General features: G+C 66.4%; 24 protein-coding genes. 7 read left to right on the forward strand and 17 right to left on the reverse strand.

What is annotated here, in order from left to right; all coding sequences use genetic code 11:
• Positions 1-454 precede the first annotated feature (454 nt).
• The 5 genes from A7D17_RS11240 to A7D17_RS11260 all read left to right on the forward strand — a co-directional run bounded on the left by A7D17_RS11240 (position 455) and on the right by A7D17_RS11260 (position 4,121).
• On the forward strand, positions 455-910 hold the full coding sequence (locus A7D17_RS11240; protein WP_064509153.1) for a PA2169 family four-helix-bundle protein: 456 nt from the start codon (positions 455-457) through the stop codon (positions 908-910).
• A 265-nt stretch (positions 911-1,175) separates the two neighbouring features.
• Positions 1,176-1,778: a 2'-5' RNA ligase family protein gene (locus A7D17_RS11245; RefSeq protein ID WP_064509154.1), complete on the forward strand. Its 603-nt coding sequence runs from the start codon at positions 1,176-1,178 to the stop codon at positions 1,776-1,778.
• Positions 1,779-1,826: 48 nt separating this feature from the next.
• Positions 1,827-2,432, forward strand: a complete 606-nt coding sequence (locus A7D17_RS11250; RefSeq protein ID WP_064509155.1) for an HD domain-containing protein — start codon at positions 1,827-1,829, stop codon at positions 2,430-2,432.
• A 63-nt stretch (positions 2,433-2,495) separates the two neighbouring features.
• Positions 2,496-2,678: an oxidoreductase-like domain-containing protein gene (locus A7D17_RS11255; RefSeq protein WP_064509190.1), complete on the forward strand. Its 183-nt coding sequence runs from the start codon at positions 2,496-2,498 to the stop codon at positions 2,676-2,678.
• A 69-nt stretch (positions 2,679-2,747) separates the two neighbouring features.
• Positions 2,748-4,121 (forward strand): virulence factor, encoded by a 1,374-nt coding sequence (locus tag A7D17_RS11260; protein WP_064509156.1) that lies wholly within the window; start codon positions 2,748-2,750, stop codon positions 4,119-4,121.
• Between the two features lie 528 nt (positions 4,122-4,649).
• Here the strand turns inward: A7D17_RS11260 and mprF are convergent.
• Positions 4,650-7,214 carry a bifunctional lysylphosphatidylglycerol flippase/synthetase MprF gene (gene mprF / locus A7D17_RS11265; RefSeq protein WP_064509157.1) on the reverse strand — a complete coding sequence of 855 codons (2,565 nt, stop codon included), beginning with the start codon at positions 7,212-7,214 and terminating at the stop codon, positions 4,650-4,652.
• A gap of 262 nt (positions 7,215-7,476) precedes the next feature.
• Here mprF and A7D17_RS11270 point away from each other — a divergent pair, with 262 nt between their 5' ends.
• Together A7D17_RS11270 and A7D17_RS11275 are read left to right on the forward strand one after the other, a co-directional pair.
• A complete protein-coding gene (locus tag A7D17_RS11270) occupies positions 7,477-8,184 on the forward strand; it encodes a DUF998 domain-containing protein (protein WP_064509158.1) in 708 nt (235 codons plus the stop codon).
• A gap of 10 nt (positions 8,185-8,194) precedes the next feature.
• Positions 8,195-8,542 (forward strand): RidA family protein, encoded by a 348-nt coding sequence (locus A7D17_RS11275; protein WP_064509159.1) that lies wholly within the window; start codon positions 8,195-8,197, stop codon positions 8,540-8,542.
• Positions 8,543-8,876: 334 nt separating this feature from the next.
• Here A7D17_RS11275 and A7D17_RS11280 read toward each other — a convergent pair whose 3' ends face one another.
• The 16 genes from A7D17_RS11280 to A7D17_RS11355 form a co-directional block, all read right to left on the reverse strand.
• Positions 8,877-9,947, reverse strand: coding sequence for an SAM-dependent methyltransferase (locus A7D17_RS11280; RefSeq protein WP_064509160.1), 1,071 nt, complete (start codon positions 9,945-9,947; stop codon positions 8,877-8,879).
• A gap of 17 nt (positions 9,948-9,964) precedes the next feature.
• Positions 9,965-10,747 (reverse strand): DUF1295 domain-containing protein, encoded by a 783-nt coding sequence (locus A7D17_RS11285; RefSeq protein WP_064509161.1) that lies wholly within the window; start codon positions 10,745-10,747, stop codon positions 9,965-9,967.
• Positions 10,744-11,289 (reverse strand): DUF2878 domain-containing protein, encoded by a 546-nt coding sequence (locus A7D17_RS11290; RefSeq protein WP_064509162.1) that lies wholly within the window; start codon positions 11,287-11,289, stop codon positions 10,744-10,746. Before A7D17_RS11290 ends, A7D17_RS11285 begins: the two co-directional genes overlap by 4 nt.
• A gap of 3 nt (positions 11,290-11,292) precedes the next feature.
• Positions 11,293-12,579 carry an SAM-dependent methyltransferase gene (locus A7D17_RS11295; RefSeq protein WP_064509163.1) on the reverse strand — a complete coding sequence of 429 codons (1,287 nt, stop codon included), beginning with the start codon at positions 12,577-12,579 and terminating at the stop codon, positions 11,293-11,295.
• On the reverse strand, positions 12,576-13,460 hold the full coding sequence (locus A7D17_RS11300) for a DUF1365 domain-containing protein (RefSeq protein WP_064509164.1): 885 nt from the start codon (positions 13,458-13,460) through the stop codon (positions 12,576-12,578). The genes A7D17_RS11295 and A7D17_RS11300 overlap by 4 nt, the downstream gene beginning before the upstream one ends.
• The gene (locus A7D17_RS11305) at positions 13,460-14,710 is read right to left on the reverse strand and encodes an NAD(P)/FAD-dependent oxidoreductase (RefSeq protein WP_064509165.1); all 1,251 of its coding nucleotides are present in this window, start codon (positions 14,708-14,710) and stop codon (positions 13,460-13,462) included. Before A7D17_RS11305 ends, A7D17_RS11300 begins: the two co-directional genes overlap by 1 nt.
• The gene (locus A7D17_RS11310; protein WP_064509166.1) at positions 14,707-15,705 is read right to left on the reverse strand and encodes an acyl-CoA desaturase; all 999 of its coding nucleotides are present in this window, start codon (positions 15,703-15,705) and stop codon (positions 14,707-14,709) included. The genes A7D17_RS11305 and A7D17_RS11310 overlap by 4 nt, the downstream gene beginning before the upstream one ends.
• A gap of 253 nt (positions 15,706-15,958) precedes the next feature.
• Complete coding sequence (locus A7D17_RS11315) at positions 15,959-16,783, reverse strand: anti-sigma factor (RefSeq protein ID WP_064509167.1); 825 nt, start codon at positions 16,781-16,783, stop codon at positions 15,959-15,961.
• On the reverse strand, positions 16,780-17,343 hold the full coding sequence (locus A7D17_RS11320; protein WP_029221681.1) for a sigma-70 family RNA polymerase sigma factor: 564 nt from the start codon (positions 17,341-17,343) through the stop codon (positions 16,780-16,782). Before A7D17_RS11320 ends, A7D17_RS11315 begins: the two co-directional genes overlap by 4 nt.
• 58 nt (positions 17,344-17,401) lie before the next feature.
• Entirely contained in the window at positions 17,402-17,767 is a 366-nt protein-coding gene (locus tag A7D17_RS11325) for a DUF4345 family protein (RefSeq protein WP_064509168.1), read from the reverse strand.
• Positions 17,768-17,852: 85 nt separating this feature from the next.
• The gene (locus A7D17_RS11330; protein WP_064509169.1) at positions 17,853-18,641 is read right to left on the reverse strand and encodes a hypothetical protein; all 789 of its coding nucleotides are present in this window, start codon (positions 18,639-18,641) and stop codon (positions 17,853-17,855) included.
• Between the two features lie 161 nt (positions 18,642-18,802).
• Positions 18,803-19,222, reverse strand: coding sequence for an Rnf electron transport complex subunit RnfB (rnfB, locus tag A7D17_RS11335; protein WP_064509170.1), 420 nt, complete (start codon positions 19,220-19,222; stop codon positions 18,803-18,805).
• Positions 19,223-19,229: 7 nt separating this feature from the next.
• Positions 19,230-19,820: an HAD family hydrolase gene (locus A7D17_RS11340; RefSeq protein ID WP_064509171.1), complete on the reverse strand. Its 591-nt coding sequence runs from the start codon at positions 19,818-19,820 to the stop codon at positions 19,230-19,232.
• A 313-nt stretch (positions 19,821-20,133) separates the two neighbouring features.
• Complete coding sequence (metG, locus tag A7D17_RS11345) at positions 20,134-22,221, reverse strand: methionine--tRNA ligase (RefSeq protein ID WP_064509172.1); 2,088 nt, start codon at positions 22,219-22,221, stop codon at positions 20,134-20,136.
• Between the two features lie 225 nt (positions 22,222-22,446).
• Positions 22,447-22,896 (reverse strand): DUF2147 domain-containing protein, encoded by a 450-nt coding sequence (locus A7D17_RS11350; protein ID WP_064509173.1) that lies wholly within the window; start codon positions 22,894-22,896, stop codon positions 22,447-22,449.
• A gap of 442 nt (positions 22,897-23,338) precedes the next feature.
• Entirely contained in the window at positions 23,339-26,935 is a 3,597-nt protein-coding gene (locus A7D17_RS11355) for an ABC transporter permease/M1 family aminopeptidase (RefSeq protein ID WP_064509174.1), read from the reverse strand.
• Positions 26,936-26,943: the final 8 nt, after the last annotated feature.

Here is a 26,943-nt window from a genome sequence, read left to right on the forward strand (position 1 = left end):
CGGCCACCTCACGACCTGCCGTCGAGACTGCGTGCTTGCCAGTAAGCGGACCGAACCGTCATGACCGACTTCACGCCACCGCCATGGAAGCGCCCCAGCCCCAAACGTCAGGCCTCTACGCCGTTGACCGAGGCGCAGAAGACCGCCGCCCGAAGGCGGGCAGAAGAGGCAGGACGCCCGTATCCGAATCTGATCGACAACATGTGGGCCAGCCGGCAACCCAAATAGGCGTGATCTTGATGCGGTATTGGCATCGATGAATCGCAGTTCATCGGCCGCAGGATGGCGTGAGGACATGACCCGCATCGCTCACATGCCGATTATGCGCACGCGGCCAGCATGGAGCCGTACACAACGCCAAGGCATCGCAATCAACGCACCGATTGCGCTATTCCCCCGAAAGCCAGCGCAACGCATCACCGCGCCGCGCGGCCCATGCAACCAGGAGCAACACATGAGCATTCAGAGCAAAACCGAGCACAGCCTCAACGACCTTATTGCCATCTCGCGCGACGGCAAGGACTTCTATGAGGAAGCCGCTGCCAAGGTGGGCGATGCCGAGCTTGCGACGCTGTTCCGCCGCATTGCCGGCGTCAAGAGCGACATCGTCAGCAATCTGAGCAGCGTGGTGGCGTCGGTGGGCGGAACGCCGGAAAAGCACGGCACCATGGTCGGCAGCATGCAGCAGTTCTACGGCAAGGTCCGTGCAACGCTGGGCGACACCAAGTACGGCTACGTGGCCGAGCTGGAAGAGTCGGAAGACCGTCTGCTGAAGGCTTTCGACGAAACCATCGCCGATCAGGACACGCCGGCCGCCGCACGCGACGCAGCACTGCGTCTGTTGCCGGAAGTGCGTGCGTGCCATGATGTGATGCGCAACCGCAAGCACGCGATGAAGAACGCGGCGTAACGTGGCTGCGACACCGTAGTGCATCAGCTCGATGCAGCTCCGGAGTAAATCGATACAGGCGGGAAACGGGTAGCGCAAGCTGCCCGTTTCTTTTTGTGCGGTGTGCAATGTCGGCCGGGTGGCTCTCATCACCATGTGCCGTTCCACGAGCGCGGCGCGTTCGAGAGGGGGACGTGCGGCTGCGGCGTGTTCGGCAGGCATGCGGTCTGCTAGTATCCGCCGCCCTTCTTCAGCCAGGCCCGCGCAGGCGGACGTGGACACCCTCATGAAACAGCAGTTTCTCTACCTGTCATCGGCCGAGGCGCAGTTGTCGCTGGGCTTGGGCGAAGAGAAGCCCACCGAGCGGCTGTTCTTTGCGGTGATGGCAGATGCACGGACCGCCGCACGCGCGAGCGACATCGCCAACGGTCTGCTGCAGGCGGGGCAGGTGGAGGGAAGGCTGCTGGGGCGCGAGCGGCTGCACGTGACCTTGCATCACCTGGGCGACTACGCGGGCGGATTGCCGCCGTCGCTGGTCAGCCGGGCCAGTCAGGCCGCCGAACGCATTGCCCTGCCGGCCTTCGCTGTGGAGTTCGACCGCGTTGGCACCTTCGGTGGGCGACGCTCGCAATTGCCTTGCGTGTTGCGCGGCGAAGAGCGGGTGCGCGGGCTGTATGAGTTGCAGGGGGCATTGGGGCGGCAGCTGGCGCATGTGGGCATTGCCGGCGATGCGCAATACACGCCGCATATGACCCTGCTGTACTGCAATCAGATGCTGCCGCAGCGGCGTTGCGAGGCGCTGGCCTGGACGGTGCGTGAATTTGCGTTGGTGCGCAGTTTCCTGGGGCAGTCGCGCTATCAGATCGAAGGGCGCTGGTCGCTGGACTGAACTGCCGCACCCATGGGCAGGGCGACGCGTACGCGCTAGCCTGCGCGCATGGACATCCCCACACCGCTACCGTTGCATGCCGACCATCTGGCCGCACTGGAGCAGGCCTATGCCACGCCTGCGCGCGCCTATCATCACTTCGGCCACGTGCGCGCTCTGCTGCATTACTATGCCGAGGTCGCTGCCGGACCGGGCTGGCAGCAGCCGGTGGAGGTGTGGCTGGCGGTGCTGTTCCACGATGCGGTGTATCAGCCCGGGCGTAGCGACAACGAAGCGCAATCGGCGGCGTGGGCACTGGACTGCATCCCGCGTTGGTGGCCACAGGCCGAGGTGGACCTTGCGCGCGTGCAGGCGCTGATCCTGCTCACCGCGCGGCATGGCCAGCTGCAACCGACCGATGTCGACGAAGAGGCGGCGCTGTTTCTGGACTGCGACATGGCGATCCTGGCGGCGCCGGCAGAGATCTTTGATGCCTACGACCGCGCAATCGCCGACGAGTACCGAGGACATGTGCCGGCGCTGCTGTTCCGTCTGAACCGGCGGCGTTTCCTCGCGAGCCTGCTCAAGCGGCCGCGCATCTTTCTCAGCACGTATTTCCATGCCACCGCCGATGCCGCGGCGCGCGCCAACCTGCGTCGTCGGCTGGGCCGTTGATGGGCCAGGGCGCTGCGTTGCGCCGCCTCGGGGAGGTTGGGTCACGCACGCTACAATGGCCGCATGCACGAGCTCGCCGCTTCCGCCGCCGATCCACGTCCGCAACCGCCGCAGGCGCCAGCGCCCAACGAATGCTGCGAGAGCGGCTGCCCGCTGTGTGTGCACGATCTGTATGCCGAGGAGCTGAGCCGCTACCGCCAGGCCCTGGCTGCCTGGGAAGCCCGCCAGCAGGCGCAGGCGCGGTGAGCGAAGCACGGCGCTTCGCGGTACGTGCCGGAACGATTATCTTTGGACCACTTTCACCGATGGTGCGACATGCGACGACTTGAACGATGGAGCGCGCTCTGCGGCGCGGCGGTGTTGACGCTATCGGGCATGGCTGCCGCGCAGGCCCCGGATCCGGTCAGCCACGGGCGCTTCGAACAGGTGCCGGTGCTGATGCCCAAGGGCGAGCCCGAGCGCGTGGTGATCTGGCTGGCCGGCAGCGGCAATGCCGGCCAGCGCCAGGCGCAGGCACAGGCCCTGCGCGACGACGGCGCCATGGTCGCCGTGGTGGACACCGCCCATCTGTATGCGGTGCTGCGCAAGGCCGGCGGCACCTGCGCGTTCTCGGTCGGCGATGTGGAGAACTTTTCCCGCTATCTGCAGGCCTTCTATCACATCCCCACCTACCGCCTGCCGCTGCTGGTCGGTGATGGAGAAGGCGCTGCGCTGGCGTACGCAATCGGCGCACAGGCCAAGCCGCATGTGCTGGCCGGCGTGCTCACCGACGGGGCGTGCCCGGCGGCGGTGTCCGATCAGGCGATCTGCCAGCCCGGCGTGCAGCCAGGCAGCAATCGTCTGATTCCGGTGCCGCTGCAGATTCCGTGGGTGCTTGCCGGCAGCCAGGACAAGCGGTGCCCTGCGCCGGCCGAAGAGGCCTTTCTCAAGCAGATTCCGCAGGCGCGCACCTTCAAGCGCTCTGCGCGGAGCGACATCCTGCCCGGCCTGCGCGCGGCCGCCCGTTCGTTAGGCGACCAGAAGGGCGTGGCCTTGCCGCCGCCGCCGGGTGGGCTGGCCGATCTGCCGGTGGTGGAATTGCCGGCCAAGCCGGATGGCGACAGCGACGACGACACCTTCGTGATCTTCGTGTCTGGCGACGGCGGCTGGGCGGGCCTGGATGAGGAAGTGGCCGATGCGCTCGCCGCGCAGGGCATTCCGGTGGTGGGTCTGGATTCGTTGCGCTATTTCTGGACCGAGCGCACTCCGCAGGGCTTTGCCACCGATCTGGACCGCATTGCACGCGTCTATGCGCAACGCTGGCAGCGCAAGCGCGTGGTGTTGATCGGTTTTTCGCAGGGTGCCGACGTATTGCCGGCGGCGATCAACAAGCTGCCCGCACCGACCAAGCAGAGCATCCGCATGACCGCGCTGCTGTCGGTGGGCAAGCTGGCCGACTACGAATTCCATGTCAGCAACTGGCTGGGCTCGGACGATGAAGGCCTGCCGATCGCGCCGGAGGTACAGCGCCTGCCGGCGGGCACCACGGTCTGCATCTACGGCCAGGACGACGACGATGCACTGTGCCCCAGCCTGCCTGCAGCCGCTGCCAAGCGCGTTGCGCTGCCGGGGGATCACCATTTCAAGGGCGATTACGCGACGCTGGCCAAGGTGATCATGGAGCAGTTGCACGCCCTGTCGACGCCGTAAAAGAGCCGGGCATGTGTGCGCTGGTTCGGCCCGACGCCGGGCCGATGCAGGTCAACAACCGGGTCGTCGCCGTTCGGTTAGGTCTTCGTCCAGCCTGGCAGGCCCTCGGCATTTCTTTCCACAACCGAGGGTGGTGCTTGCGGGCGTGCCGGTGTGGGACCTTGAGCGGCATGGATACCGTGCCAGAGCCTACACGGACGTACTCACGGCGTGTCCCACGCCGGTATGCGTGCAAGCGCCCGCAGCAGACCGAAGTATTCGCGCGGAATTCCAGATGTCGTGCACAAAGTGATCGGTGTGCGGGGTCGATCGGCGGCGCGGCGCCGCATCCGGTGGCGGGACACGCCGTAAATCCATCCATGGAGGCTCGATGGCAGCATCCATGCCGCCACCCGGTCCCGCACCCCGGGCGCAGCACCGCGCCTCCAAGATTGCGATCGCTGATCGGCAAGCAATGCCTTCAGGCACACGTGCAGGCGCCCGAAGCAGAGCGAGGCATTTGCGTAAAACCGCAGGTATCGAGCGGCCTTAGTCCTGCCGCCCAGGGTCCACCGAGATCAGGCGAGTGACATCCAGCAGTGCGGCCGGCAGATGCATGCCACCCGGTGCAACCAGGTAGCGCGGGCGCCAGCTCGGGGCGAACTTCGACTTGAAGCGGCGCAGCCCGCTGAAGCCGTAGAAGCGCTCGCCGTGGCGTGCGACCAAGCTGGCGAAACGGTTCCAGCGGCCGGCCAGGCGGTGCTCGGCCAGCCCGGACAATGGCGCCATGCCCAGCGAGAAACGCGTGTAGCCGTTGGCCTGGCCCCACAGGAACAGCTCGATGAACAAAAAGTCCATCGTGCCCTTCGGTGCCTCGGCGCTATGCCGCATCAGGTCCACCGACAACTCGCCGCCGGCCGGCGCCCACCACACGTTGGCGAAGGCCACGATCCGGCCTTCCGCCTCGGCCACTGCGACCGGGAAACGACGCAGGTAGTCCGCATCGAAGCTGCCGAGCGAGAAGCCTTTTTCTTCGCCGGATTTTTCTTCCAGCCACTGCTCCGACACCTCGGACAGGCGCGGCAACACCGCATCCACCTGCTCGGGCTGCAGCATGCGGAAGGTCAGGCCGCTGCGCTTGCCGCGGTTCCAGGCCTGGCGCAGGTCGGCACGGTCGCGGCCTTCCAGGGTGAAGTTCTCCAGCGGCACGATCGCCTCTTCGCCCAGCTTGACCAGGGTCAATCCCATGTCCAGATAGGTCTGCCAGTATTTTTCGCCGACCTGGTAGAACACCGGGCGCAGGCCCATGTGGTCGGCCTCCTCGCGGAAACGCCAGATCAGCGCGCGGGCCACCTCCGGCGGCCCGACCGGGTCGCCCATCGAAATCAGCGAGCCACCGTAGCGCTGCATCATCACGAAGCCGCGGCTCTGTTCGTCGAGCAGGAACGCCTTGTCGCCGGTCAACGCCAGGCAGGCTTGGGTGTCGGTGCTGCTTTCCAGGATCGGCGCCAGCGTGGACAGCGTCTGCGTATCGGCCGCCGGCATCGGCCGCCGCCCGCCGCGCAGCAAGCGCGCCATGCCGAACATGATCACGCCCACGCACAGGATCAGCGCGGCACGCAGGGCACGCGGCGCATTGGCCGAGGTGGCGAATTGCCACCACAGGTCGTTGCTGTATTCGACATGGCTGTAGACGAAGAACAACAGCCAGAAGGTGGCGACCAGCACCAGGCCCAGATTGCTCAGCCAGCGCCACGACCAGGCTTCATCCAGTAGCGCGCCCTGGCGGTAAAACTCGCGCCGCGCTGCCCACAGCGCCACCGCTGCCAGTGCCGCCGACAGCGATACCGAAATATGGCTGCCGCGCAGCAGTGACAGCGGCGGCAACAGGATGCACACGCCCAGCGCCAGCATCCAGGCGGCATGGCTGCGGCGTTGCAGCCCCTGGCCGATCAGCAGCAATAGCATGCCGCCCAGGCTGACCAGCAGATGCGAGGTTTCGATCAGCGGCAGCGGCGCCACGTCCTGGCGCGCGCGCGGGGTCGGCAGGGTGCCGTCGATCATCAGCGCCGCACCTACTGCAAACACCGCCAGCGCCAGGATCTGCGGCAACCACGGACGCAGCGCCTTCCACACCGTGCGGGCGGTGCTGGCGCTGGCGCGGACCGGCGCGCCCAGCCCCGAGGCCGCCGCCATGGCGACCGAGATCAGCAACGGCACGATGTAATAGGTGACGCGGTAGGCCAGCGCTGCGGCCAGCACGGCCGCAGGGGTGACATGCGGCAGCAGCTTGAGCAGGCTCCACTCGAACACGCCCAAGCCGGCCGGCACGGTGGAGATCAGGCCGGCCACCACGGCCACCAGCCAGATGCCGATGAAACCGAAATAGCCGGTGCCCGGATCCGGCGGCAGCAGCACGTAGAACGCGGCCGCGGCCAGGCCGAGTTCGACCAGGCTGAGCGCGGTGACCCCGAGCACGGTGCTGCGATCCGGTAGCCAGAAGCGATGGCTGCGCAGGCCGAACTCGCGGCCTTGCTTGCCGACCAGCCCCAACATGGCCACGTAGCTGGCCAGCAGGGCGATGCCGGCAATACGGATGCCTTCGGCAGTGATCGGCAGGGCGCGCGCGGCCGCTTCCGGTTCCAGCATCAGCGCAAGCCCGAGCAGCACCCAGGCGCCGAAGATGAAGCCAAGCGTGCTCATCAGCACCACCTGGCCGATCTCGGCCAGGGTGAGGCCCACGCTGCCATACCCACGCAGGCGCACGGCGCCGCCGGTGAGCGCGGCAAACCCCAGTGTCTGGCCAACCGCGTGCGCCATGAACGCGGTGATGCCCACCCGCGCCGGATGCAACCGTTTGCCGGTGCGCTTGAGCCCCACCCAGTCGAAGCCCACCAGGCAGGCGTAGCTGCTCAAGCCCAGCAACAACGTCAGTGCGATCTGGCCCGCACCCAGCGCACGGAACGCCTGACGGATCTGGCGATAGCCATGGTCGGTGAACTGTCCCGACAGCGCGTGCAGCGCCATCGCCAGGATCGCCAGGCTGATCAGGACCGGCAGGGCGCGGCGCCAACCGCTGGCCGGCGCTTCGGAAGACACGGGGGTATCCGTCATGGGGGCAACGGGTTCTGTTCAAGAGGGAAGTAGGACGCATGCACGAGGCGTGCCGCGTGCGCGTTGGGGCTGCATGGGCCAGCGGAGTGAAGGTGCATGCAGCGTGATCGCGTAAGTTGCCGAGAAGGAGTGAACGCAGGTCGATGGCGCCGCCCCCTGTCGGCCCGGGACGGCCGCGCGCATCATAGGGCATCGGCGCATGCGCGTGACGCGGGGGGAGCAGGATGCACGAGGCCACGGTTGGACTGCAGACAGGCGGCGGATGAGTACGTCACAGCAAGGCGCGCCTGCAACGCACCCCGCTGCGGTCGATCTGCCGGCCTGGAGCGGCCGGGCGGGCGCGCTTGCCGCTGTGGCCGGCGCCGCCTTCATCGGCCTGGTACTGGCACTGCAATGGCTGCGGGGCGATCTGGACTGGATCGATGCGCAGTTGAGTGCCTACCTGCACGGCGCCTACGGCCTGCTGCTGCGCACAGCATACTGCCTGTTGGCCGCAGCGATGGCGTGGCTGGCGGCGGGCCTGTATGTGGCGCTGGCGCCGGCGGCACGCAGCCGCACCGTGCTGGGCCTGTTCTGGGTGGCAGCGCTGGGATTGTGCGCGGTGTCGATCGGCGACAGCTGGATGCCGGAGCTGGCGCCTGACGCGGCGAAGATGGTGCATGTGTTGGCGGCCGATGCCACCTTCCTGTGCGTGATCGCGGCGGTATTGCTGCAATCCTGGTACTTCCGGCGCGATCGCGCATGGCGACAGCACTTCGCATCGGCATTCGGGGTGGGCTGTGCGGCGTTTGCCGCATTGCTGTTCCATGTCAGCGTAAGTGCCGCGCCACTGGGCATCAGCCAGAAGACCGCCATCGTGCTGATCGTGCTCTGGATGGTGCGTGTCGGGCTGTGGTTGGCGCGCCTGGTCGGTGGCGGGGCTGCACGCGCTGCGCATTCGCGTGACAATGGCCGGGTCCATCAACCGTAGGAAGTCTGAAATGCTGCAGCGATTCGATGCGGGCCCGCGTATGTCCGAGATGACCGTCCATGGCGGTGTGTGTTATCTGGCCGGCCAGATTGCCGAGGACACCAGCGAAGACATCACCGGCCAGACCCGCCAGGTGCTGGGCGAGATCGACAAATTGCTTGCGCTCGCGGCCAGTGACAAGACCAAGATCCTGCGCGCCGAAATCTACCTGGCGGACATCGCCGATTTCGACGGCATGAATGCCGCCTGGGACGAATGGGTGCCGCATGGCTTCACCCCGGCGCGTGCCACGGTCGAGGCAAAGTTGGCGCGACCGGAATGGAAAGTGGAGATCGTGATTACTGCGGCGGCGGGCTGATCCCGGCGTTCAGTACGGCGGGATCAGCGCAAGCGTTGCGCTCACGCAGGCGGTGCCCGGCGGTTGAAATCGCGGGTGTCACCTGTCTCTGCGGCTTGCGGGTGCTGTGGATTGCTTGATCATTGCCACAACGCTCCGTAAGCCGCTGGGTGGCGTTTGCCTTTATGGCCACGTTTTTCCGCGCTCTGCCTTCAATGCACATGTACTGGACCAACCCCCGCCGGCCAGCTGTTCGCCGGCGCATGGCGGTATCAGTCAGTGCACCGTGTGAGGCGTAGACCTGCCACGCGACCTGGAGCCACCACTCCGGGATGGGTCTGCCTGCGCCAGGCGATCAGCGCTTGACGAAGCGGTAGTGCGCCACGCCCCATTCGCGGCCCTGGTCGTAACCGAACAGCTCCGCGCACGCCAGCCAGAACATGCGCCAGCGTTGCCACCAGCGCTGTGCATCGTCGCCATAGGTCTGCTGCAACAGCGGCATGATCTGCGCGCGGTGGCGGTCCTGGTTTTCCAGCCAGGCATTGGCGGTCTTTTCGTAATGCTGGCCCGACAGGACCCAGCGCTGTTCGATCACCACGTCCTGCTGGAAATGCAGCAAGGTGTCCGCTGCCGGCATCAGCCCGCCGGTGAAGAAATGCCGGCCCATCCAGTTGTCTTCGCCGGCCACTTCGAACGGATAGGCCAGATCGCGGTGGCAGAAGATGTGCACGAACAACTTGCCACCCGGCGCCAGCCAGCTGCCCACGCGCGCGAGCAGGTCGCGGTAGTTGCGCATGTGTTCGAACATCTCCACCGACACCACACGGTCGAAATTGCCTGGCGGCAGCGCCAGCGCATTGACGTCGGCGGTGATGACCTGCACGTTGCCCAGCCCGCGGAGACGGCATTGCTCCAGGATATGCGCGCGCTGCGGGCGCGAATTGGATACCGCGGTGATGGTGGCGTTGGGATAACGCTCGGCCATCCACAGGGTCAGCGAGCCCCAGCCGCAGCCCAGCTCCAGGATGCGTTGACCATCGGCCAACTCGGCGCGTTGCCCATACAGCGCCAGCATGCGTTCTTCGGCCGCGTCCAGGTTCGGCGTGCTCGCGTCCCAGTAGCAACTGCTGTACTTCAGCCGCTTGCCCAGGCACAGGGTGAAGAACTGTGGCGGCAATTCGTAGTGCTGGCGGTTGGCGGCATCGGTTTCGATCGCGATCGTGCTGGCACGCAGGCTGTCGATGAAGGCGCGTTGGCGCTCGCCGTTGGCATCGGCGTCGCCGCCGCGCTCATCGCGCAGGCGCTGCGCGCATAGGCGCCGGATGCCGTAGCGCAGCGCAGCGTCGGGCAGCACGCCGGATTCGGCCAGGCGCGTGGCGAACGCTTCGTCCGGGAGCGAGGAGGGCGGGGCGGTGACAGTGGACATGCAACTCTCCAGGCAACTCAGGACGAAGGGGGAAGCGGGAAGAACGCGCTGGTGGTGCGTTGGTACTGCGCGTAGTCCTCGCCACGCGAGCGCAGTGCCTGCTGCTCGGTGTAGGGAATACCGGTGAAGCGATACAGAAATACGAACATCACCACCGGCCCGAGCGCGCACAGCGCCACCGGCCATGGCCCGGCGCCGACCGCCAAGGCCAGGTAGGCGAACCAGTGCACGAACTCGAAGAAATAATTGGGGTGGCGCGAATACCGCCACAGCCCCTTGCGACAGGTCTTGCCGCGATTGGCCGGGTCGGCCTTGTGCGCCGACAGCTGGCGGTCGGCCAGTGCTTCGCCGCCGACGGCAACCAGCCACACCACGACCGCCAACGTGCTCCACACGCTCCATGCCGGGTTCGGGTTACTGGCTGCAGCCAGGAACGGCACCGCAAACAGCACCACCACCACCGCCTGAGCCAGGAAGAAGCCGAGAAACTTGCGCTGGTCACCGTTCCAATGTTCGCGCAGGGCGCGATAACGGCCGTCTTCGTGCGGGTCGCCGAACACGCGTACGCCCAGATGCCAGGCCAGACGCGCGCCCCACACACCGCCAAGTACCGCCACCAACACGCGCGGCAGCAGCGCACCGTCGGACATCCACGCGCAATACGGCGCAGCAACCGCCAGGCAGGCGGCCCACAACACGTCGACCGGGCCGGCATTGCCGCTGCGGCGCTGCCATAGCCAGCCCAGCAGCATCACCCCACTTGCGAATACGCCCACATGCAGCAGCGGCCATACAGTCATTGCAGTTCTCCGGTCATGTCGTGCGGCCATGGTCGCGTCAGACGGCGTGCATACAGCGACAACACACCGCACGCCACACCCCAGCCGATGCCCACGGCGAGGACCGCATGCAGCAACGGCGGCAACAGTTCCACTGCGTGCCAACTGCGCTGCGCCAGCCAGTACGAAAACGGGCCGAAGATGGCACCCAGCAACACCGCCAGCCACGGGCGTTGCATCACGCTGCGCAGCGAATGGTTGAGCGTGAGCGCAAAGCCCAGCCACAACGCCAGAATCCATGCCGGCGCCAGCACGCTACCGGGCCACGGCACGGCGTAACGCACCCAGCCCCCCGCCGCCAGCGTGGTGTCCAGCAGCAAACCCAGTGCCAATGCAGCGATCAGCAATGGCACATCGCCGGCCGCGCGTCGCGAGGGCCACAGTTGATACAGCGCAAACAGCGCCAGTACCAGTAGCGTTGGCCACACGCGCCCGTGCGCAGCGGCGGCCACCGCCACCACCCAGAGCACCTGCAAGCCGAGATAGTTGCCGAGCTGCTTCATGCCTCACGCAACACCGGGCACGAACTGCGGTGGGCGCGCGCCGGGCTTGCTCAGCCACAGGTGCACGTCGCCGATCGACCGTTCCAGAAAGCCGGCTTCGCAATAGGCCAGGTAGAACTCCCACATGCGGATGAAGCGCTCGTCGTAGCCCAGTGCGCGCACCTGCGGCAGCTGCGCCATGAAGCGCTGCCGCCACGCACGCAAGGTCAATGCATAACTTGGGCCGATGTCTTCCAGATGGAACAGGCGCAGATCGCTGGCGCGCGCCACCGCGCCGGTCATCGCCGCAACCGACGGAATGAAGCTGCCGGGGAAGATATGCCGCTTGATAAAATCCACCGAATGCAGGGCCTGCTTGTAGCGGTGGTCCTCGATGGTGATGGCCTGGATCAGCGCCTCGCCATTGTCTGCGAGCAGGCTGCCGACCTTGGCGAAGTAGGTATCCAGATACTGGTGGCCGATCGCCTCGATCATCTCGATCGACACCACGCGATCGTAGCGGCCCTGCAGGTCGCGGTAGTCGCTCAACAACACGCTGACCCGGTCGCTCAGGCCGGCATCGGCGATGCGCTGGTTCGCCAGATCGAACTGCTCGCGCGAAATGGTGGTGGTGGTGACGCGGCAGCCGTGTTCGCGCGCCGCATGCAGTGCAAAACCGCCCCAGCCGGTGCCGATCTCGACCACGTGGTGCTGCGGACCCAGGCGCAGTTTCTGGCAGATGCGTTCGAGCTTGCGCGTGGCCGCACGCTCCAGTGCCGCTTCGCCCTGGGCTTCTTCGCCGTCGACGAAGATCGCCGACGAGTACATCAGGTTCTCGTCCAGAAACAATTTGAATAGCGGGTTGCCCAGGTCGTAATGCGCGGCGATGTTGCGCCGGCTGCCGCTGCGGGTATTGCGGGCCAGCGCATGCAGGCTGCGCATGGCCCAGCCGCCGAGGCGCGCGGTACCGGTTTCCATCGCATCCAGGCGGTCGCGATTGCGCAGCAGCACGCGCATCAGCCCGACCAGATCGTCGCATTGCCATTGCCCGTCCATGTACGACTCGCCGGCACCCACGCTGCCGTTGAGCGCGGCCTGGCGGTAGAAGCCGGGATCGGTTACGCGCAGCTGCACCTGCAAGGCGCTCGCGTCGCTGGCAGTGCCCAGCGTGGTGATGCCGTCGGCGTCGTGCAGCTGCAATTGCCCGTCACGCAGCTCGCCCAGCGTGGCCAACAGGCGCTTGCGCAGCAGGCGGTCCGTCCAGGAAGCCGCGCGTGGCGCAGCAGTATCGGGCAGGGACGTGGCGTTCATCGGCGATCTCGCACAGGCGGGTGGGGGTGGTCATGCACAGGGTTGCCGCGCAGCCACAGGCGCAAGGCCTGCCAGTGGATGGCGAGCACCACCTGCACGGTCATCAAGGGGTAGGCGAGCAAGGTGCGCGCCAGCGTACGCGCGGTCAGTGGCTGACGTTGCAGGACCAGCGTGGCATCGAAGCGGCGCGTGCCGCTGTTGTCGATCGCGCGGTCGGCGGTGGCATCGGCGGCATCCAGCACGTCCATATGCACGCGCAGGTGCGCGGCCGGCACGCTGAAGCGCCAGTCGTACTGATGCTGCATGCCCATGAACGGCGAGACGTGGAAGCGCTTGTCGAACCGCCAGGCATGCACATCGCGATGCGTGCGCGCCTGCGCCACCGGCAGCACATAGGCGTGGCGTTGCTGCCAGGGCGTGTTGGTGATTTCCGCCACGATCCAGCGCAGGCCGTCATGCCGGTCGAAGCAGTAGTAAAAGCTCACCGGGTTGAACACGTGGCCGAAGTAGCGCAGATGCGTCAGCAGCCGGATCGCACCGTCCGGCCGCTCGCCGGTGTGCGCCTGTACGCACTCGCGCACGGCCTGATCCAGCGGAATGGCCGGGTCGCCCAGGTAATCGCTGCGGCGGAACTGCGCCAGGTTGGCGCGTCCCACCGACCACAGCCAGCGGCCCGCGAAGACCTGATCGAGCTCGGACAGATCCAGATACAGCAGGAACAGCCGGTAGCGGAAATCCAGCGGTCTGGGCGCGAAGCGGCGATGCCGCACCCATCCGGTGTAGACCGCGCTGCGCAAGCCGCCCGCCACGCTGCCGGCACCGCTGTCCTCACCGGGAGGCAGCGGCACCGCATCGGTGCTGGCTTCGCGCAGCAGTTGCATCACCAAGTCACTCCCAGGCCATGCGCCACATCCACGCCGCTGCGCAGGCCATCTTCGTGGAAGCCGAAGCCCCAGGCTGCACCGGCAAACCAGGTGTGCTGCCTGCCCTGAATCTCGGATTTGCGGCCCTGCGCCGCCAGTGCGGCGGCGTTCTGCACCGGATGCCGGTAGCGCATGCGCCGCAGCACCTTGGCCGGGTCGATGTCGTGGTCGCGGTTGAGGGAGACGATGAACGGCTGGGGTGCGTCGATCGATTGCAGCGCGTTCATCCAGTAGCTCACCGTGCAGGGCGCTTGCGGGTCGGCCGGCACATGCGCGTTCCAGGCTGCCCAGGCGCGCCGGTCGCGCGGCAGGATGCGTGCATCGGTGTGGAGCACGGTGTCGTTGTCCTGGTAGGTGATGCCGCCCAGGATCTGCTGTTCGGCCTCGGACGCATCGCTGAGCAATGCCAGTGCATCGTCGGCGTGGCAGGCCAGCACCACCTCGTCGAAATGTTCCTGCCCACGCAGCGAGCTCACCACCACGCCATCGGGCGTACGGCGGATGCCGTGCACCGGCGTGGACAGGCGCTCGAGCACCTGCCAGCGCCGCCGCAGCGCACGCACGTAGCTGTTGGAGCCGCCACGTACCACCTGCCACTGCGGCCGCCCGCTGATCTGCAGCATGTGGTGGTTGGCCATGAAGCCGATCAACTGGCCCATCGGAAACTCAAGAATGGTCTGCGATGGCGAGGACCATAGCGCCGACGCCATCGGCACCAGATGCTGATCGCGGAACGCCGCGCCATAGCCGTGCCGCTGCAGATAGGGGCCCAGCGTGCTGAAGCGTTCGTCGCCATGCAGCACCGCCGGCGCCTGCCGATAGAAGCGGCGCAGGTCGGCCAGCATGCCCCAGAAGCGCGGGCTGAGCAGGTTGCGGCGCTGGCAGAACAGCCCGTTCAAGGTGCCGGCGTTGTATTCGAGTCCGCTGCGCGCATCGTGCACCGAAAAGCTCATCGTGGTTGGCTGCGCGGCCACGTCGAGCTCGGCGAACATACGCGTGAGCAGTGGGTAGTGCTGCGGGTTGAACACGATGAAGCCGCTGTCCACCGCGTAGCGCTGCCCGTCCAATTGGATCTCGTGGGTGTGGGTGTGCCCGCCCAGGTAATCGGCAGCTTCGAACACCGTGACCTCGTAGCGGCGCGACAGCAGCCACGCTGCGCCCAGGCCGGCAATGCCGCTGCCGACCACGGCAATCCTGCGCTCGCTCATTGGCTCACCCGTTGGCCACGGCTGACCAGCGACGCCGGCATCGGCCTGAGATCCCAAACCAGGCCCACCCACGACATCGCGGTGAGTCCGTACCAGGTCATGTCGTACTCCCACCAGCGCAGGCCCTGGCGTGCGGAGCCGGGATAGAAGTGGTGGTTGTTGTGCCAGCCTTCGCCGAAGGTGAGCAACGCCAGCAGCCAGTTGTTGCGGCTGTCATCGCGAGTCTCGAAGCGCCGGCTACCGAAGCGGTGCGCCAGCGAATTGATGGTGAAGGTGGCATGGAACAGTGCCACGGTGGAGATCACGAACCCCCACACCAGCAGCTGTGGACCATTGGTGTGCAGGCCCGGTGCGGCACTGTCCAGCCAGCTGCCGAGCAGGTACAGGCCAACGGCGAGCAGCACCGGCATCACGATGTCGAAGCGGTCGAGGAAGCGCAGCTCGGCAAAACGACGCAGGTCCGGGATGACCTCCCAGTCGGTGCGGAAATTGCGCGGGGTCAGGAACCAGCCGGTGTGGCTCCACCAAAAGCCGTGCTGCGCCGGCGAATGCGGATCGCGGCCGGTATCGGTATGCCGGTGATGGTTGCGGTGATGTGCGGCCCACCATAGCGGCCCGCGTTGCACGCAGGTGGCGCCGATGGCGGCAAACACGAACTGCAGCACGCGCGAGGTCTTGAAGGCGCGATGCGAAAAGTAGCGGTGGTAGAAACCGGTCAGCGCGAACATGCGCAGTGCATACAGCGCCAGCGCCGTGCCGACCGCAAACCATGATGCACCAACCCAGAACACCGCCAGGCAGGCCAGGTGCAGCGCGATGAAGGGCAGGGCGCGCAGCCAGTCGATGCGGTCGGCGCGCGCCTCGTCCAACGGACCGTCGGCTTGCGAATCCACCCAGCGGCGCAGGCTGCCCAGACGGCCGGCAAGTCCGCCACGCCGACGCGAGGGGCTGGGCCGGGGCGAGGCGGCGTGAGGGTCGATTCCGGTACTCGGCACGCATCAATCTCCGTGTGTAGTCGTGACCCTGTACGGAAGCGGCCGGCAAACAGATGCACCCGCCCGGTCGATCACACGCCCGCTCGGGCCGTGGCGCTCAGCCTCGCATGGGAATCGCGGAACTGCGCGCTTGCACGCACGATCGCACCATCGCGCATGGCGATATGTGCGCGCAGTATCGGTGACACGTATGAGGCTGCTTGTGAATACGGCTGCCTGCGCATGGATCGCAGGCAGCCGTGGCGTTGCTGGCTCAGGGCGCCATTGCCAGCGTGCTGATGCCGCCCTTGGCGACCACCGTGCCGGTTGCCACGCCGCCTGGCGCACCGCCCGGCGGTTCCAGCGTCACTGCCAGGATTGCCTCGTTGCTGAGCATGGGCATCAGCTGATCGGGAATCTGCGCACGACGCGCACGTTGATCGTCGAAGGTGCCCATCGAATGCGCCTTGCCGTCCGGTGTGATCAGCCACAGCTCGGGCACCTTGTCGGCGGTGGCGGTGCGGTCCAGCGGCGTCACCGTGATGGTGTGCTTATCGGCATCCATCAGCGCCACATAGCCCGGACGCCCGTCTTCGGTCGCCAGGGTCGAGGTCATCGCAATGCCGGTCGCCGGCGGTGTGGCCGCAGGCGGGGTAACCGGCGTCTGCACGACGGGGGTGTCGCGCGGCGGTTGCACGGGCGCGGTACGCAGGTTCAACAGCGCCAGCACGCAGACCGCCGCAGTGGCCACGCCAGCGGCGCTGGCCCAGCGCCAGAAGCGCACGTTGTTCCAGAGCGGGGCGGGCGGCGTGCCGGTGCTTGCAGGCGCTGCCACTGGCACGGCGCGTAGCGGCGTGTCGAAGCCCAGCGTCTGGCGCACGCGTGCCCAGACCTGATCCGGCGGTGTCACCGCGGCGATCTCTTCCAGTAGCGGGGCCAGATGGTCCTGCCACTGCAGCACCGCCTGGGCGAACGGGGCATCGGTGGCAATGCGCTGCTCGGCCGCCAGACGTTCGTCTGCGCTGAGCAGGCCCAGCACGTACTCGCCGGCCAGCACGTCGCGCGGTGGCTCCTGGTCGATGGGAAAGGGCGTGCTCATCGTTCCAGACATGCCTTGAGTTTGGCCAGGCTACGGCGGATCCAGCTCTTGACCGTGCCGATGGGTGTGTCGGTGCGCGCGGCAAGTTCTTCGTAGGTGATGCCTTCGAAGAACGCAGTACGAATCAGCTCGCTACGCGGCGGCTCCAGCTCGGCCAGGCAGTGATCGATACGGCGGCGCGTGCTGGCGCGTTCGGTTCGCTCAAGCGGCAGCGCATCGTGGTCGCGCAGCTCGCCGGCATCGTCCAGCGCGACATTGCGGCGCTGCGGTGCGTTGGCGCGCAGATGGTCGATGGCCTTGTTGCGCGCGATCATCGCCAGCCAGGTCAGCCCGCGGGCACGGCTGGGGTCGAATTGACCGGCCTTGTGCCAGATCAGCGTAAACACGTCCTGCAGCACTTCCTCGGCTTCGGCGCGCTGCGGGATCAACCGCAGGCACACGCCGAACAGCTTGGGCGAGGTCTGCCGATACAGCGCTTCGAAGGCATGCCGGTCGCCACCCGCGGTTGCGGTCAGCAGGCGTCCGGTCTCATCGTCGTCGTGGCCAGGAATGGCACTCATGCGGTCGGGCGTTGGGAGAGGTAAGCGCGATGCTACCGGACTGGGCCGACGCTGTCCTTCACTTGCGCCACCACAGCAGCGCAGCGGCGAGCAGCAAGACGATTTCCACCACGGCCAGCGCCACCGTGGGCGCGGACACCGGCCATAGCTTGGCCAGCGACGCGCTGCGGAACAGCACGATGGGCACGTAGAAGGCGAGTGCGACCAGCAGGCCGGTGCGCGGTTGATCGATCCAGGCGAAGTAGCCGAACAGGAACGCCATGCCCAGCTGCAGGCCGCCATAGATGACCAGATATTCGGATTGCCCGGCAGGCGAGAGCTGGGTATAGCCCACCGCGTTTGCGGTCTTGAGCGGCGAGAGCGTGCACCAGATCGCCAGGGCGACGTACAGCACTGCGTTGATCCAGAGATAGGCCTTTGCCATGCGGGTGCTCCTGTGCGCGGAATGGGTGCCCGGGCCGTTGTACGCAACGGCGCGTGGTCGGGCGTGAAGATGGTGCGGGCCGGCATCACGGGGCGCCGCAACTGCCGGTCAGCGGCTGCTCGCGCGCCTGACGCAACGCGTCGTCGCTACTGGCACCTGGCGCGGTGTCCGGAAACACGATGCGCACGCGCGGATAACGCCCGTGTGCATCGCGCAGGTTGCCCACGCCGCGGAACTCCAGCAGGCGTTTGCTGGCAATGGAATAGCGCACCTCCAGCGAGGGCACCGCCGCGCCGTACCAGGCATCAAGTGAAATGCGGAAGCGGCGCTGGCCGGCAACATCGTCGACGCGTTCGACGCGAAACGCCAACTGCCGTTGCAGGCTGGGCAGCACGAAATCCACCCGTTGCGACGCGCTGGCCAGGGCATCCCAGTGGGCGCGCAGGTAGGCATCGAAGCCGGCATCGATCACGCGCTCGTCTTCGCCGGCCGGTAGTGCGGCACGGCGCTCAGGCTTGCCGGGCGGTTGCTGGAACATCTCGCGCACGCCATCGCGTCGGCGCACGCCTTCGCGATACCCGTCGCGTCCGTCGGTCAGGCTGAAATCGGGCGCCGTGCCGCCACCGTCGACCTGCTTGCGCGCGAACGCCTGCCCATTGGGGCAGCGGTACAGCACCAGTCGCCCGCCGTTATCGAGCAGCCAGTGCGATTCGCGATAGCGCAATGCGCCGCTGTCGGCATCGAAGACCTCGCCATCCACGCGTGTCACCGCCCCCGCACCCATGGGCAGGCTGCCAAGCACCAGCAGCAACAGCGGCGGAATCGACCGGCAGCAGGCGGCAATCGCGGCAATGGCAGTGGCAAGTGGGCGCATCGGCACATCCTCGATGGGAGTGCTTACCCATACGGGCACGGCCGCAGCATGGATGCGCCAGTGCGCGTCAGGGCGTTCCTGACTGTCTGTGGGTGGAGCGGGGGGATGCCTGCATGGCGGACCGCATGACGATCGTCAATCCGCCAGGCCTGGCGTGGCGTTCAGCCGAGTGGATGCAGCGCGATGCAATCCACCGGGCACGCCGGGAGGCAAAGCTCGCAACCGGTGCACAGCGGCGCAATGACCGTATGCATGTGCTTGGCGCCACCGACGATGGCATCCACCGGACACGCCTGGATGCATTTGGTACAGCCGATGCAGTCGGCCTCCACGATCCACGCCACCTGCGCCGGTTTGTGCGCTCCGCGACTGCGATCGTAGGGACGTGCGGGCACGCCCAGCAGTTGCGCCAGCGCACGCGCACCGGCATCGCCGCCGGGAGGGCAGTGGTCGACTCCCGCCTGACCGTCCGCCATTGCCTGCGCATAGGGGCGGCAGCCGTCGTAGCCGCACTGGCCGCATTGCGTCTGTGGCAGCAGGCGGTCGAGGCGTTCGACCAGATCGGGCGTGGGGACGGGCATTGCGATGTCAGTGCAGCGGATGGCCGCGATACCAGCGCTGATGCGCCAGTGCCAGCATCGGCCGGTCTTCGCGGCTGTCGCCGTAGGCGTGCACGCAGGCGTACTGCGCCAGGTCGTAGCCTGCGCGGATCTGCATGGCCTTGTGCGGCCCGCAATCACCATCGGCATAGCGCCCGCTCAGCACGCCACCGGTGTGTTCGAGCCGGTTGCAGATCAGCGACAACCCATGCTGCGCGCACCACGGCTGCAGGTACAGGTCCAGCGAGCCGGAGACAAGCACCACTTCATGCCCCCGCGCCTGATGCCAGTCGATGCGTTGCATCATCTGCGCACGCAATACGCCCGGCAGTGCAGTGCGCGCGTAATCGGCGCCATGCATGGCCATTTCCTCCAGCGAGCGACCACTGAACACGATGCGCGTGACCCGCGCGCGCAGCGCGGCCGCGGACACCACGCCCAGCCGATAGCCCAGCACCCACGGGCCGACCTGCCACTTTGCTGCGGCCAGCTGCGCCGGCGTGGCCACCTTGCGCAGGAAGCGCGCACAGGTGTCGCAGGTGGTGATGGTGTGATCGAAGTCGAACAGGGCCAGGTGCATGCGGGCGGGGATTGGGGAGTCGGGAGTGGGGATTGTAAAAGCGTGGTGACTGGTTGTTCGCTTCTCCTGAAGGCGGGAGAGGGGCTCTGGAATCTTCCCCTTCACCATCGGGAGAAGGGCTCTGGAATCTTCCCCTTCTCCTATCGGGAGAAGCGCTCTGGAATCTTCCCTTCTCCCGCTTGCGGGAGAAGGTGCCCCGCAGGGGCGGATGAGGGGACGCGCCAAGCACGCGGGTCAGGTCTCCCTCAACAATCGGTTTTGGCTTCTACGAATCCCGAATCCCGAACCTCCAATCCCGACTCCCAATCCCGCTTCACCGCACCGGCATGCCCGGCTGCGCGCCGCTGTCGGCATCCAGCAGCGCCAGTGCGCCGCCGTCGAAGCCGGCCGACAGGATCATGCCTTCGCTCATGCCGAAGCGCATCTTGCGCGGGGCCAGGTTGGCAATGAACACCACGCTGCGGCCTACCAATGTCTCCGGTTCGCCGTAGCTGCCACGGATGCCCGAGAAGATCTGGCGCTTGCCCAATTCGCCGGCATCCAGTTCGAAGCGCAGCAGCTTGTCCGAGCCCTCCACGAATTCGCACACCAGCACCTTGCCGATGCGCAGGTCGAGCTTGGCGAAATCGTCGATGCCGATGAGGCTGGGAGTGGCGGTTGGGGATTGGGGATTGGCAGCGGCCGCCGGCGTCGTCTCGGCCTTGGACGGGGCAGGCTTGGCGGTAGTGACAGCGGGTGCCGCAGGTGCGGCCATGGTGTCTTTTGAAGCGTCGGTCATGGCGTCGATCAGTTTGGGGTCGATACGGGTGAACAGGGCGGTGTAGGGCTGGATCGCGTGCGCGGTCAGCGGGCGGGCGACGTCTTCCCAGCTGGTCATCGGTGCCGACAGGAAGGCTTCGGCCTCGGCACAGGTGCGCGGCAGGATCGGCTTGAGCGCGGCCACCAGGATCCGGAACAGGTTCAGGCCCTGGGTGCACACCAACTGCAGCTGCGCATCGGCGCCGTCCTGCTTGGCGATCACCCAAGGCTTGGTGTCGTCGATGTACTTGTTGGCCTCGTCCGCCAGCGCCATGGTCTGGCGGATCGCGCTGGCCGCATCGTTGCGCTCGTAGGCCTCGCGGATCGGTGCCAGTGCGGCGACGAAGCGGTCGTACTGCGCCGGGTCGGGCAGCGCGTCGGCCAGCTTGCCGTCGAAGCGCTTGCCGATGAAGCCGGCGCAGCGGCTGGCCAGGTTGACGAACTTGCCGACCAGATCCGCATTCACCCGTGCAATGAAATCGCCCAGATTGAGGTCCAGATCGTCCACGCCGCCGGAGGACTTGGCCGCAAAGTAGTAGCGCAGCGCCTCCGGTTCCAGGCCCACGTCCAGGAAGGTCCGCGCCATCACGAAGGTGCCGCGCGACTTGGACATCTTGGCGCCGTCCACGGTCAGATAACCGTTGACGTGCAGGCGTGTCGGCGCGCGGTGGCCGGTGCCGTGCAGTACCGCCGGCCAGAACAGGCCGTGGAAATTGACGATGTCCTTGCCGATGAAGTGATGCAGCTCGGTCTGGGTGCCGGCGACCAGATGCGCGTCGAAATCCTCGCCCATCTGCGCGCACAGCGTCTTGAAGCTACACAGGTAGCCGATCGGCGCATCCAGCCACACGTAGAAATACTTGCCCGGCTGGCCGGGAATCTGGAACCCGAAATACGGCGCATCGCGCGAGATATCCCACGCGCGCAGTCCGCCTTCGGCGTCCAGCCACTCCTTGAGCTTGGCCTTGACGCCGGGCAGTGCCACATCGCCGGCCAGCCACTCGCGCAAAAATCCGTCGAAATGACCCACTTCGAAGAAGAAATGCTCCGAATCGCGCAGCTCCGGCGTGGCGCCGGAGATCACCGACTTGGGCTCTTTCAACTCGGTGGGCGCATAGGTGGCGCCGCAGACCTCGCAGTTGTCGCCGTATTGATCGGCGCTGCCGCAGTTGGGACAGATGCCCTTGATGTAGCGGTCCGGCAGGAACATGCCCTTGGCCGGGTCGTAGAACTGCGCCACCGAACGCCGGCTGATATGCCCGGCTGCTTCCAGCTTGCTGTAGAAGGCCTCGGTGAGCTCGCGATTGACCGGCGAATTGGTCGAATCGTAATGATCGAAGGTCACCCCGAACGCCGCAAAATCGCGCTCATGGCTGGCCTGGATGCTGGCGATGAAGGCTTCCGGGGTCACCCCGGCCTTCTCGGCGGCCAGCATGATCGGCGTGCCGTGGGTGTCGTCGGCGCAGACGAACCAGGTCTTGTCGCCGCGCAGGCGGCGCGCGCGCACCCAGATGTCGGCCTGGATATAGCCGACCAGGTGCCCCAGATGCAGCGGGCCATTGGCGTAGGGCAGGGCGGTGGTAACGAGTGCGGTGCGGGTCATGGCAGGCGTAATGCGGGGGACACCCGATTATCGCACTAGTCGGGAGCCGGGATCGGGGCTGGGAATGGGGAATCGGGCAAAGCAGGGGCATGCGGCCGTGTTGTCGAGGCGCGCAGGTGTTGGCTGCGCATGTAACGTCAGGATGGACACACGCAAAAAAGGCGCCCTCACGGGCGCCTGCTCTTACCGATTCCCCAATCCCGATTCCCGATTCCCGATTCCCGATTACTCGCGTACCCAGGTCTGCGTGCGGCCGAGGGCTTCGATGCCGACGTAGCCGCGCATCTGCAGCTTCTTGCCGCCTTCGGTCAGGGTGATCTTGGCCTTGTAGGTCTTGCCCTTGGCCGGGTCGAGCACCGAGCCGCCGCTCCACACCGCGGTGCCGTCGGGCTTGAGGCCCCACAGGATGGTCATGCCCTTGATCGGCTTGCCTTTGAGCGCGCCATCGCATTTGTCGCAGGTCGGGTTGGGCCCATGGTTGGACTGCAGGATGTCGACCACCTTGCCGCTGAGCGTGCCGTTGCCGAGCTGTTCGATCTGCACCACCGACTTGGGCTTGCCGGTTTCGTCGTCGATGGTCTTCCAGCGGCCCACCGGCGAATCGGCGGCCTGGGCCAGCAGCGACGCGGCGGCCAGCGGCAGGGCCAGCATCAGGGTCTTGAAGGTCTTGCGCATGGTTCCCCTCCCAGGGATTGCTAGGGCCGCCGTCGGCGGCCTGACCGCGAATGTATACCGCGGGGTATGGTGGCGGAAAGATGCGCCGCGGGATGCGTTCATGCGGTACTGGCGCGCAAGTCGGCACGCCGCCGTGTCTCGGCGGCAGCAGGCGAGCTGTCGCCGCGGCAGTGCGCGGTAAGCCGGCGCCGCTGGGCCGAACCCGGTCTTGCCGCCCGCTCGAGCTGCAGTCCTGTGCGGGGGGACGCCAAGACGCTGCGCGAATCGGGCTGGTGATGCCAGCCATCACGCTGGTATTGCGAGTCCGCGCCGCGCGGGGAGCGCCTCGATAGCCCAGTCCGGTCCGGCCCATTGGCCATCGCCCATCGATGCGTGGGTATCCGCGCCGCCTTGGCACAGCGTCGCAGTGGCCGCCGTGCGAGCTCGCAGTGGCCGATGCGGCTTATTTGGCCAGCAGGCTCACCCGTTTGCGATTGTCCTCGGGCACGCGGTCGATCAATGTGTTGTCCGGGTCGAAGCCGGCTTCAATCGGCAGGCTGTCGACCACGAAGCTAAAGCTCGGCGACTCGCTGGTGACATGCTGGCGTTGCAGCGCCAGTATCGTCGGATCGACGTTTTTGCCGGCGGGCAGGCCATACACCGCCACGTCGATCCAGTCGTCCATCGGGACCGGTTGTTCCTTGCCCTTGCCGTCAGCCTGTCGCTTGGCCGCATGCGCCCGCACGGTGACTGCAAATCGGCCGTCCGGGCGCCTGCGCGCCTGGGCATCAACCACGCGGTTGTCGTAGAAGATGATCTTCTCGAACAGGTCGGTGATGAGGGTCTGCTGGTCGGGACGTGCCTCGGCACGGATGGCCTGCAGCAGTTCGGCCGAGGTGGTGTACGGCGGCTGCTGGAAGGCCTTGGCCTGCAGGAATCGCTGCAGTGCGCGGTTGAGGGTTTGCTCGCCGAGTTCTTCGCGCAGGCGATAGAACGCCAGCGACCCTTTGCGGTAGTGGATGTATTGCTGGTTCTCCACCCGGTACAGCGGCAGTTCGTCGATGGTTTCGCCGCCGCGTCCTTCCAGATAGCGATCCAGTTCGTACTTGAGGAAGCGGCGCATGTGCGCGCGCCCGTATTCGCGTTCCATCACCATCAGTGCCGAGTACTGCGCCAGCGACTCGGACAGCATCGTGGCACCTTGTACATTTGCACCGATGACCTGATGCGCCCACCACTGGTGCGCCACTTCATGCGCGGTGACGTAGAACACGTAGTCGACATCGGCCTTGTCGCGCAGGTCGGCGATGAAGCCGATCGCTTCGGAGTAGGGGATGGTATTGGCAAACGACTGTGCGAACCGCGCATAGCCAGGAAATTCGATGATGCGTACCTGATGGTGCTGGTATGGGGTGAAATTGGCCTCGTAGTAGGCCAGCGACTTCTGCACGCCTTCGATCATGCGTTGCACGTTGTAGGGGTGCTTGGGGTCGTAGTAGATCTCGATTGGAATCTTTTTGTAGTAGGCCTTGCGCACCTGCCAGCGTGCCGACAGGTAGGCATAGAAGTTGAGCATCGGGCGATCCATCACGTAGCGGAAGCAGCGCCTGCCGGCCTGCTGGAATTCGGTCTGCAGATAGCCGGGAGCCAGTGCGATCTGGTCCGGAGCGGTGCAGATGGTGCTGGCGAAGCTGAGCCAGTCGGCATCGTTGCTGACGTAGGTATTGGCGCGTGCGGCCTGGTCTTCCAGCTTGGGCATGCGCGTGGGTTCGCCCAGCCCGCGTTTGCGGCGGTCGTTGCGGTCGGTGAGCTCGGTTTGGGGGTTGTAGCCGAACCAGGGCAGTACCTGGCTATTGAAGAAGCTGCCGTTGGCGACCAGTTCGGTCTGCGCCTGCGCGGCGGTCAAACCGTGCGGATGCAGGTCGATGCGGAAGCGAAACACGCGTTGTTCGCCGGGCTGCAGCGGACGTTGCAAGCGGTAGATGCGGTAACCGGCCGGGACGTCGTGGGCGAGCAGGGTCTCCCCGCCCAGATCCATCCGTACCAGGCTGCGGTCGCCATCGCGACCCTGCATGCCGATGTGGATCTGCCCGATGGGCATGGCATCGGAATTGCGCACGATCCAGGTGGCATCGATGACCACCGACTGCGTCTCCGGATGCAGGTCGACATGGTTGTCCACCGCGATGATGCGCGGCTGCGGCAGGTCCCTGTACTTGCTGTAATCACGCTCGTAGCGCGCCTGCAGGTCCAGCTGCTGTTCCGGCGACAGGAACGTGTTGTAGATGTTGGTGCTCCAGTACAACCAGCCACCGATCGCTGCAAAGCCCAGCACGGTGGCCGCCAGCGCCACACCGGTGGGGCCGCGCAGGCGTTGTAGCGCGAGCCGGGTGCGCTGGCGTAGCCCATGGCTTACGCCGCGTGGCCAGAACGCCGAGGACAGCAACAGCAACGCCAGCAGGAACACGCCCCAATAGCCCTGGAACCACAGCTGCCCAGGCAGGAAATGTCCGAAGCCGTTCATGTCCGAATACGGCGCGTTGGGCCAGCCGCCGAAGGTGTAGAGGTTCTGGCTGTAGTCCAGCATCGACAGGACCGATTGCCCGATCAGCACCAGCACCAGCAGCGCGTAGCCGACGAACTTGTTGTTGCTCAAGACCTGCAGCACCAGTGCCATGCCGCCCATCAACACGTAGAGCACCGACCCCAGCGCCAGGGTCTTGAGATAGAGCAGCGGCTCGATGCTGGTGTAGCCGCGGCCGAGTTGCAGCGCGATGGCGGTCAGCGCACCGGCGAGCTGGAAACTGGCGATCACCGCCAGCAAGGCAACGAACTTGCCCAGCAGCGGTACCCAGTTTGGCACCGGCATGGCGTCGGTGATGCCGTCGATGCGATTACTGCGCTCCTTCCACACCAGCTCGCCGGCATAGAACAGCACCACGATGATCAGCAGGAAGCTGTAACTGTTCTGCAAGGCTTCCAGCATGACCGAGGTCACCGGCAATATCGCCGTGCCGTAGGTGCGCTGGCTGAACAATGCCGTGGGAATGAAATTGGCCAGGCCCAGGACCAGCAGTACCAGGAACGGCGCACTGCGCACCACGCCCAGCGTATCGAAGCGGATCTGCCGCAGTAGCTGCGTCCACGCCGTGCGCGCATCGAAGCGCGGAGTCACCGTGAGGCGGTTGATAGTGGCAACGCGGGCGGCGGCCGGCGCGGCAATGGGCGCCTCGAGCGCTGCGCCCCGGCGCCGGCGCGTGCCGCTGCGCTCGGTGCGAAACAGGGCAAATACCGCAGCGAACAGTAGCGCGCTCATGCACAGCCACACGGCCCGGTTGGCAAGCAGATAGCCGCTTAACGGCGGCAGTCCCTGATTGCGTTGTTCCACCGACCAGTAGCGCAGTGTCTGCGACAGTGCGCGGATGCCCAGCGGATCGGCCAGGGTGGCGATCCACGCATTGTCCAGATCCGACAGCAGCGCCCGGCTCACGCCATAGAGCACGAAAAACACGATCACACCGATGTAGACCCACAGGATGCTGCGCGTGGTCACAGCAAGCACCGCCAGCAGTGCGGTGGTGAACAGCAGATTGGGCAGCACCAGCACCAGCAACGACCACAGATAGGGCACTACCGCCACCGGTCCTAGCCGGGCCCGATCGATCCATGGCATGAATTGCGCAACGAACATGCCCAGCGCAATCACCACATACATGATCATGCCGGCGATCAACGCCGCTCCCAGGCGGCCGATCACATAGTCGCGGCGCCGCACCGGGGTGGAAAACACCAGCTCGGCGGTGCCAAGGTCGAAATCGCGCAGCATCGCATTGCTGACGAACAGGGTAGTCACCAGCAGGCCGAGCAAGGTGAACATGCCCAGCAGCGTGGCGATCACGGTGGGCGCATTGCGCAGCACATTGCCGATGCCGCCACCGATCTGCACCGCATCGCTGGCCAGCGCAGCGAAGGCGAGCAACGCATACAGCACGGCCAGCAGCCACAGGAAGGGCGAGCGCAGTTGTTCGCGCAGCTCGAAGCGCAGAAACGCCTGGATCATCGCCGCGC

It is taken from the genome of Xanthomonas floridensis, from assembly GCF_001642575.1.
GTDB classification, from domain to species: Bacteria; Pseudomonadota; Gammaproteobacteria; order Xanthomonadales; family Xanthomonadaceae; genus Xanthomonas; species Xanthomonas floridensis.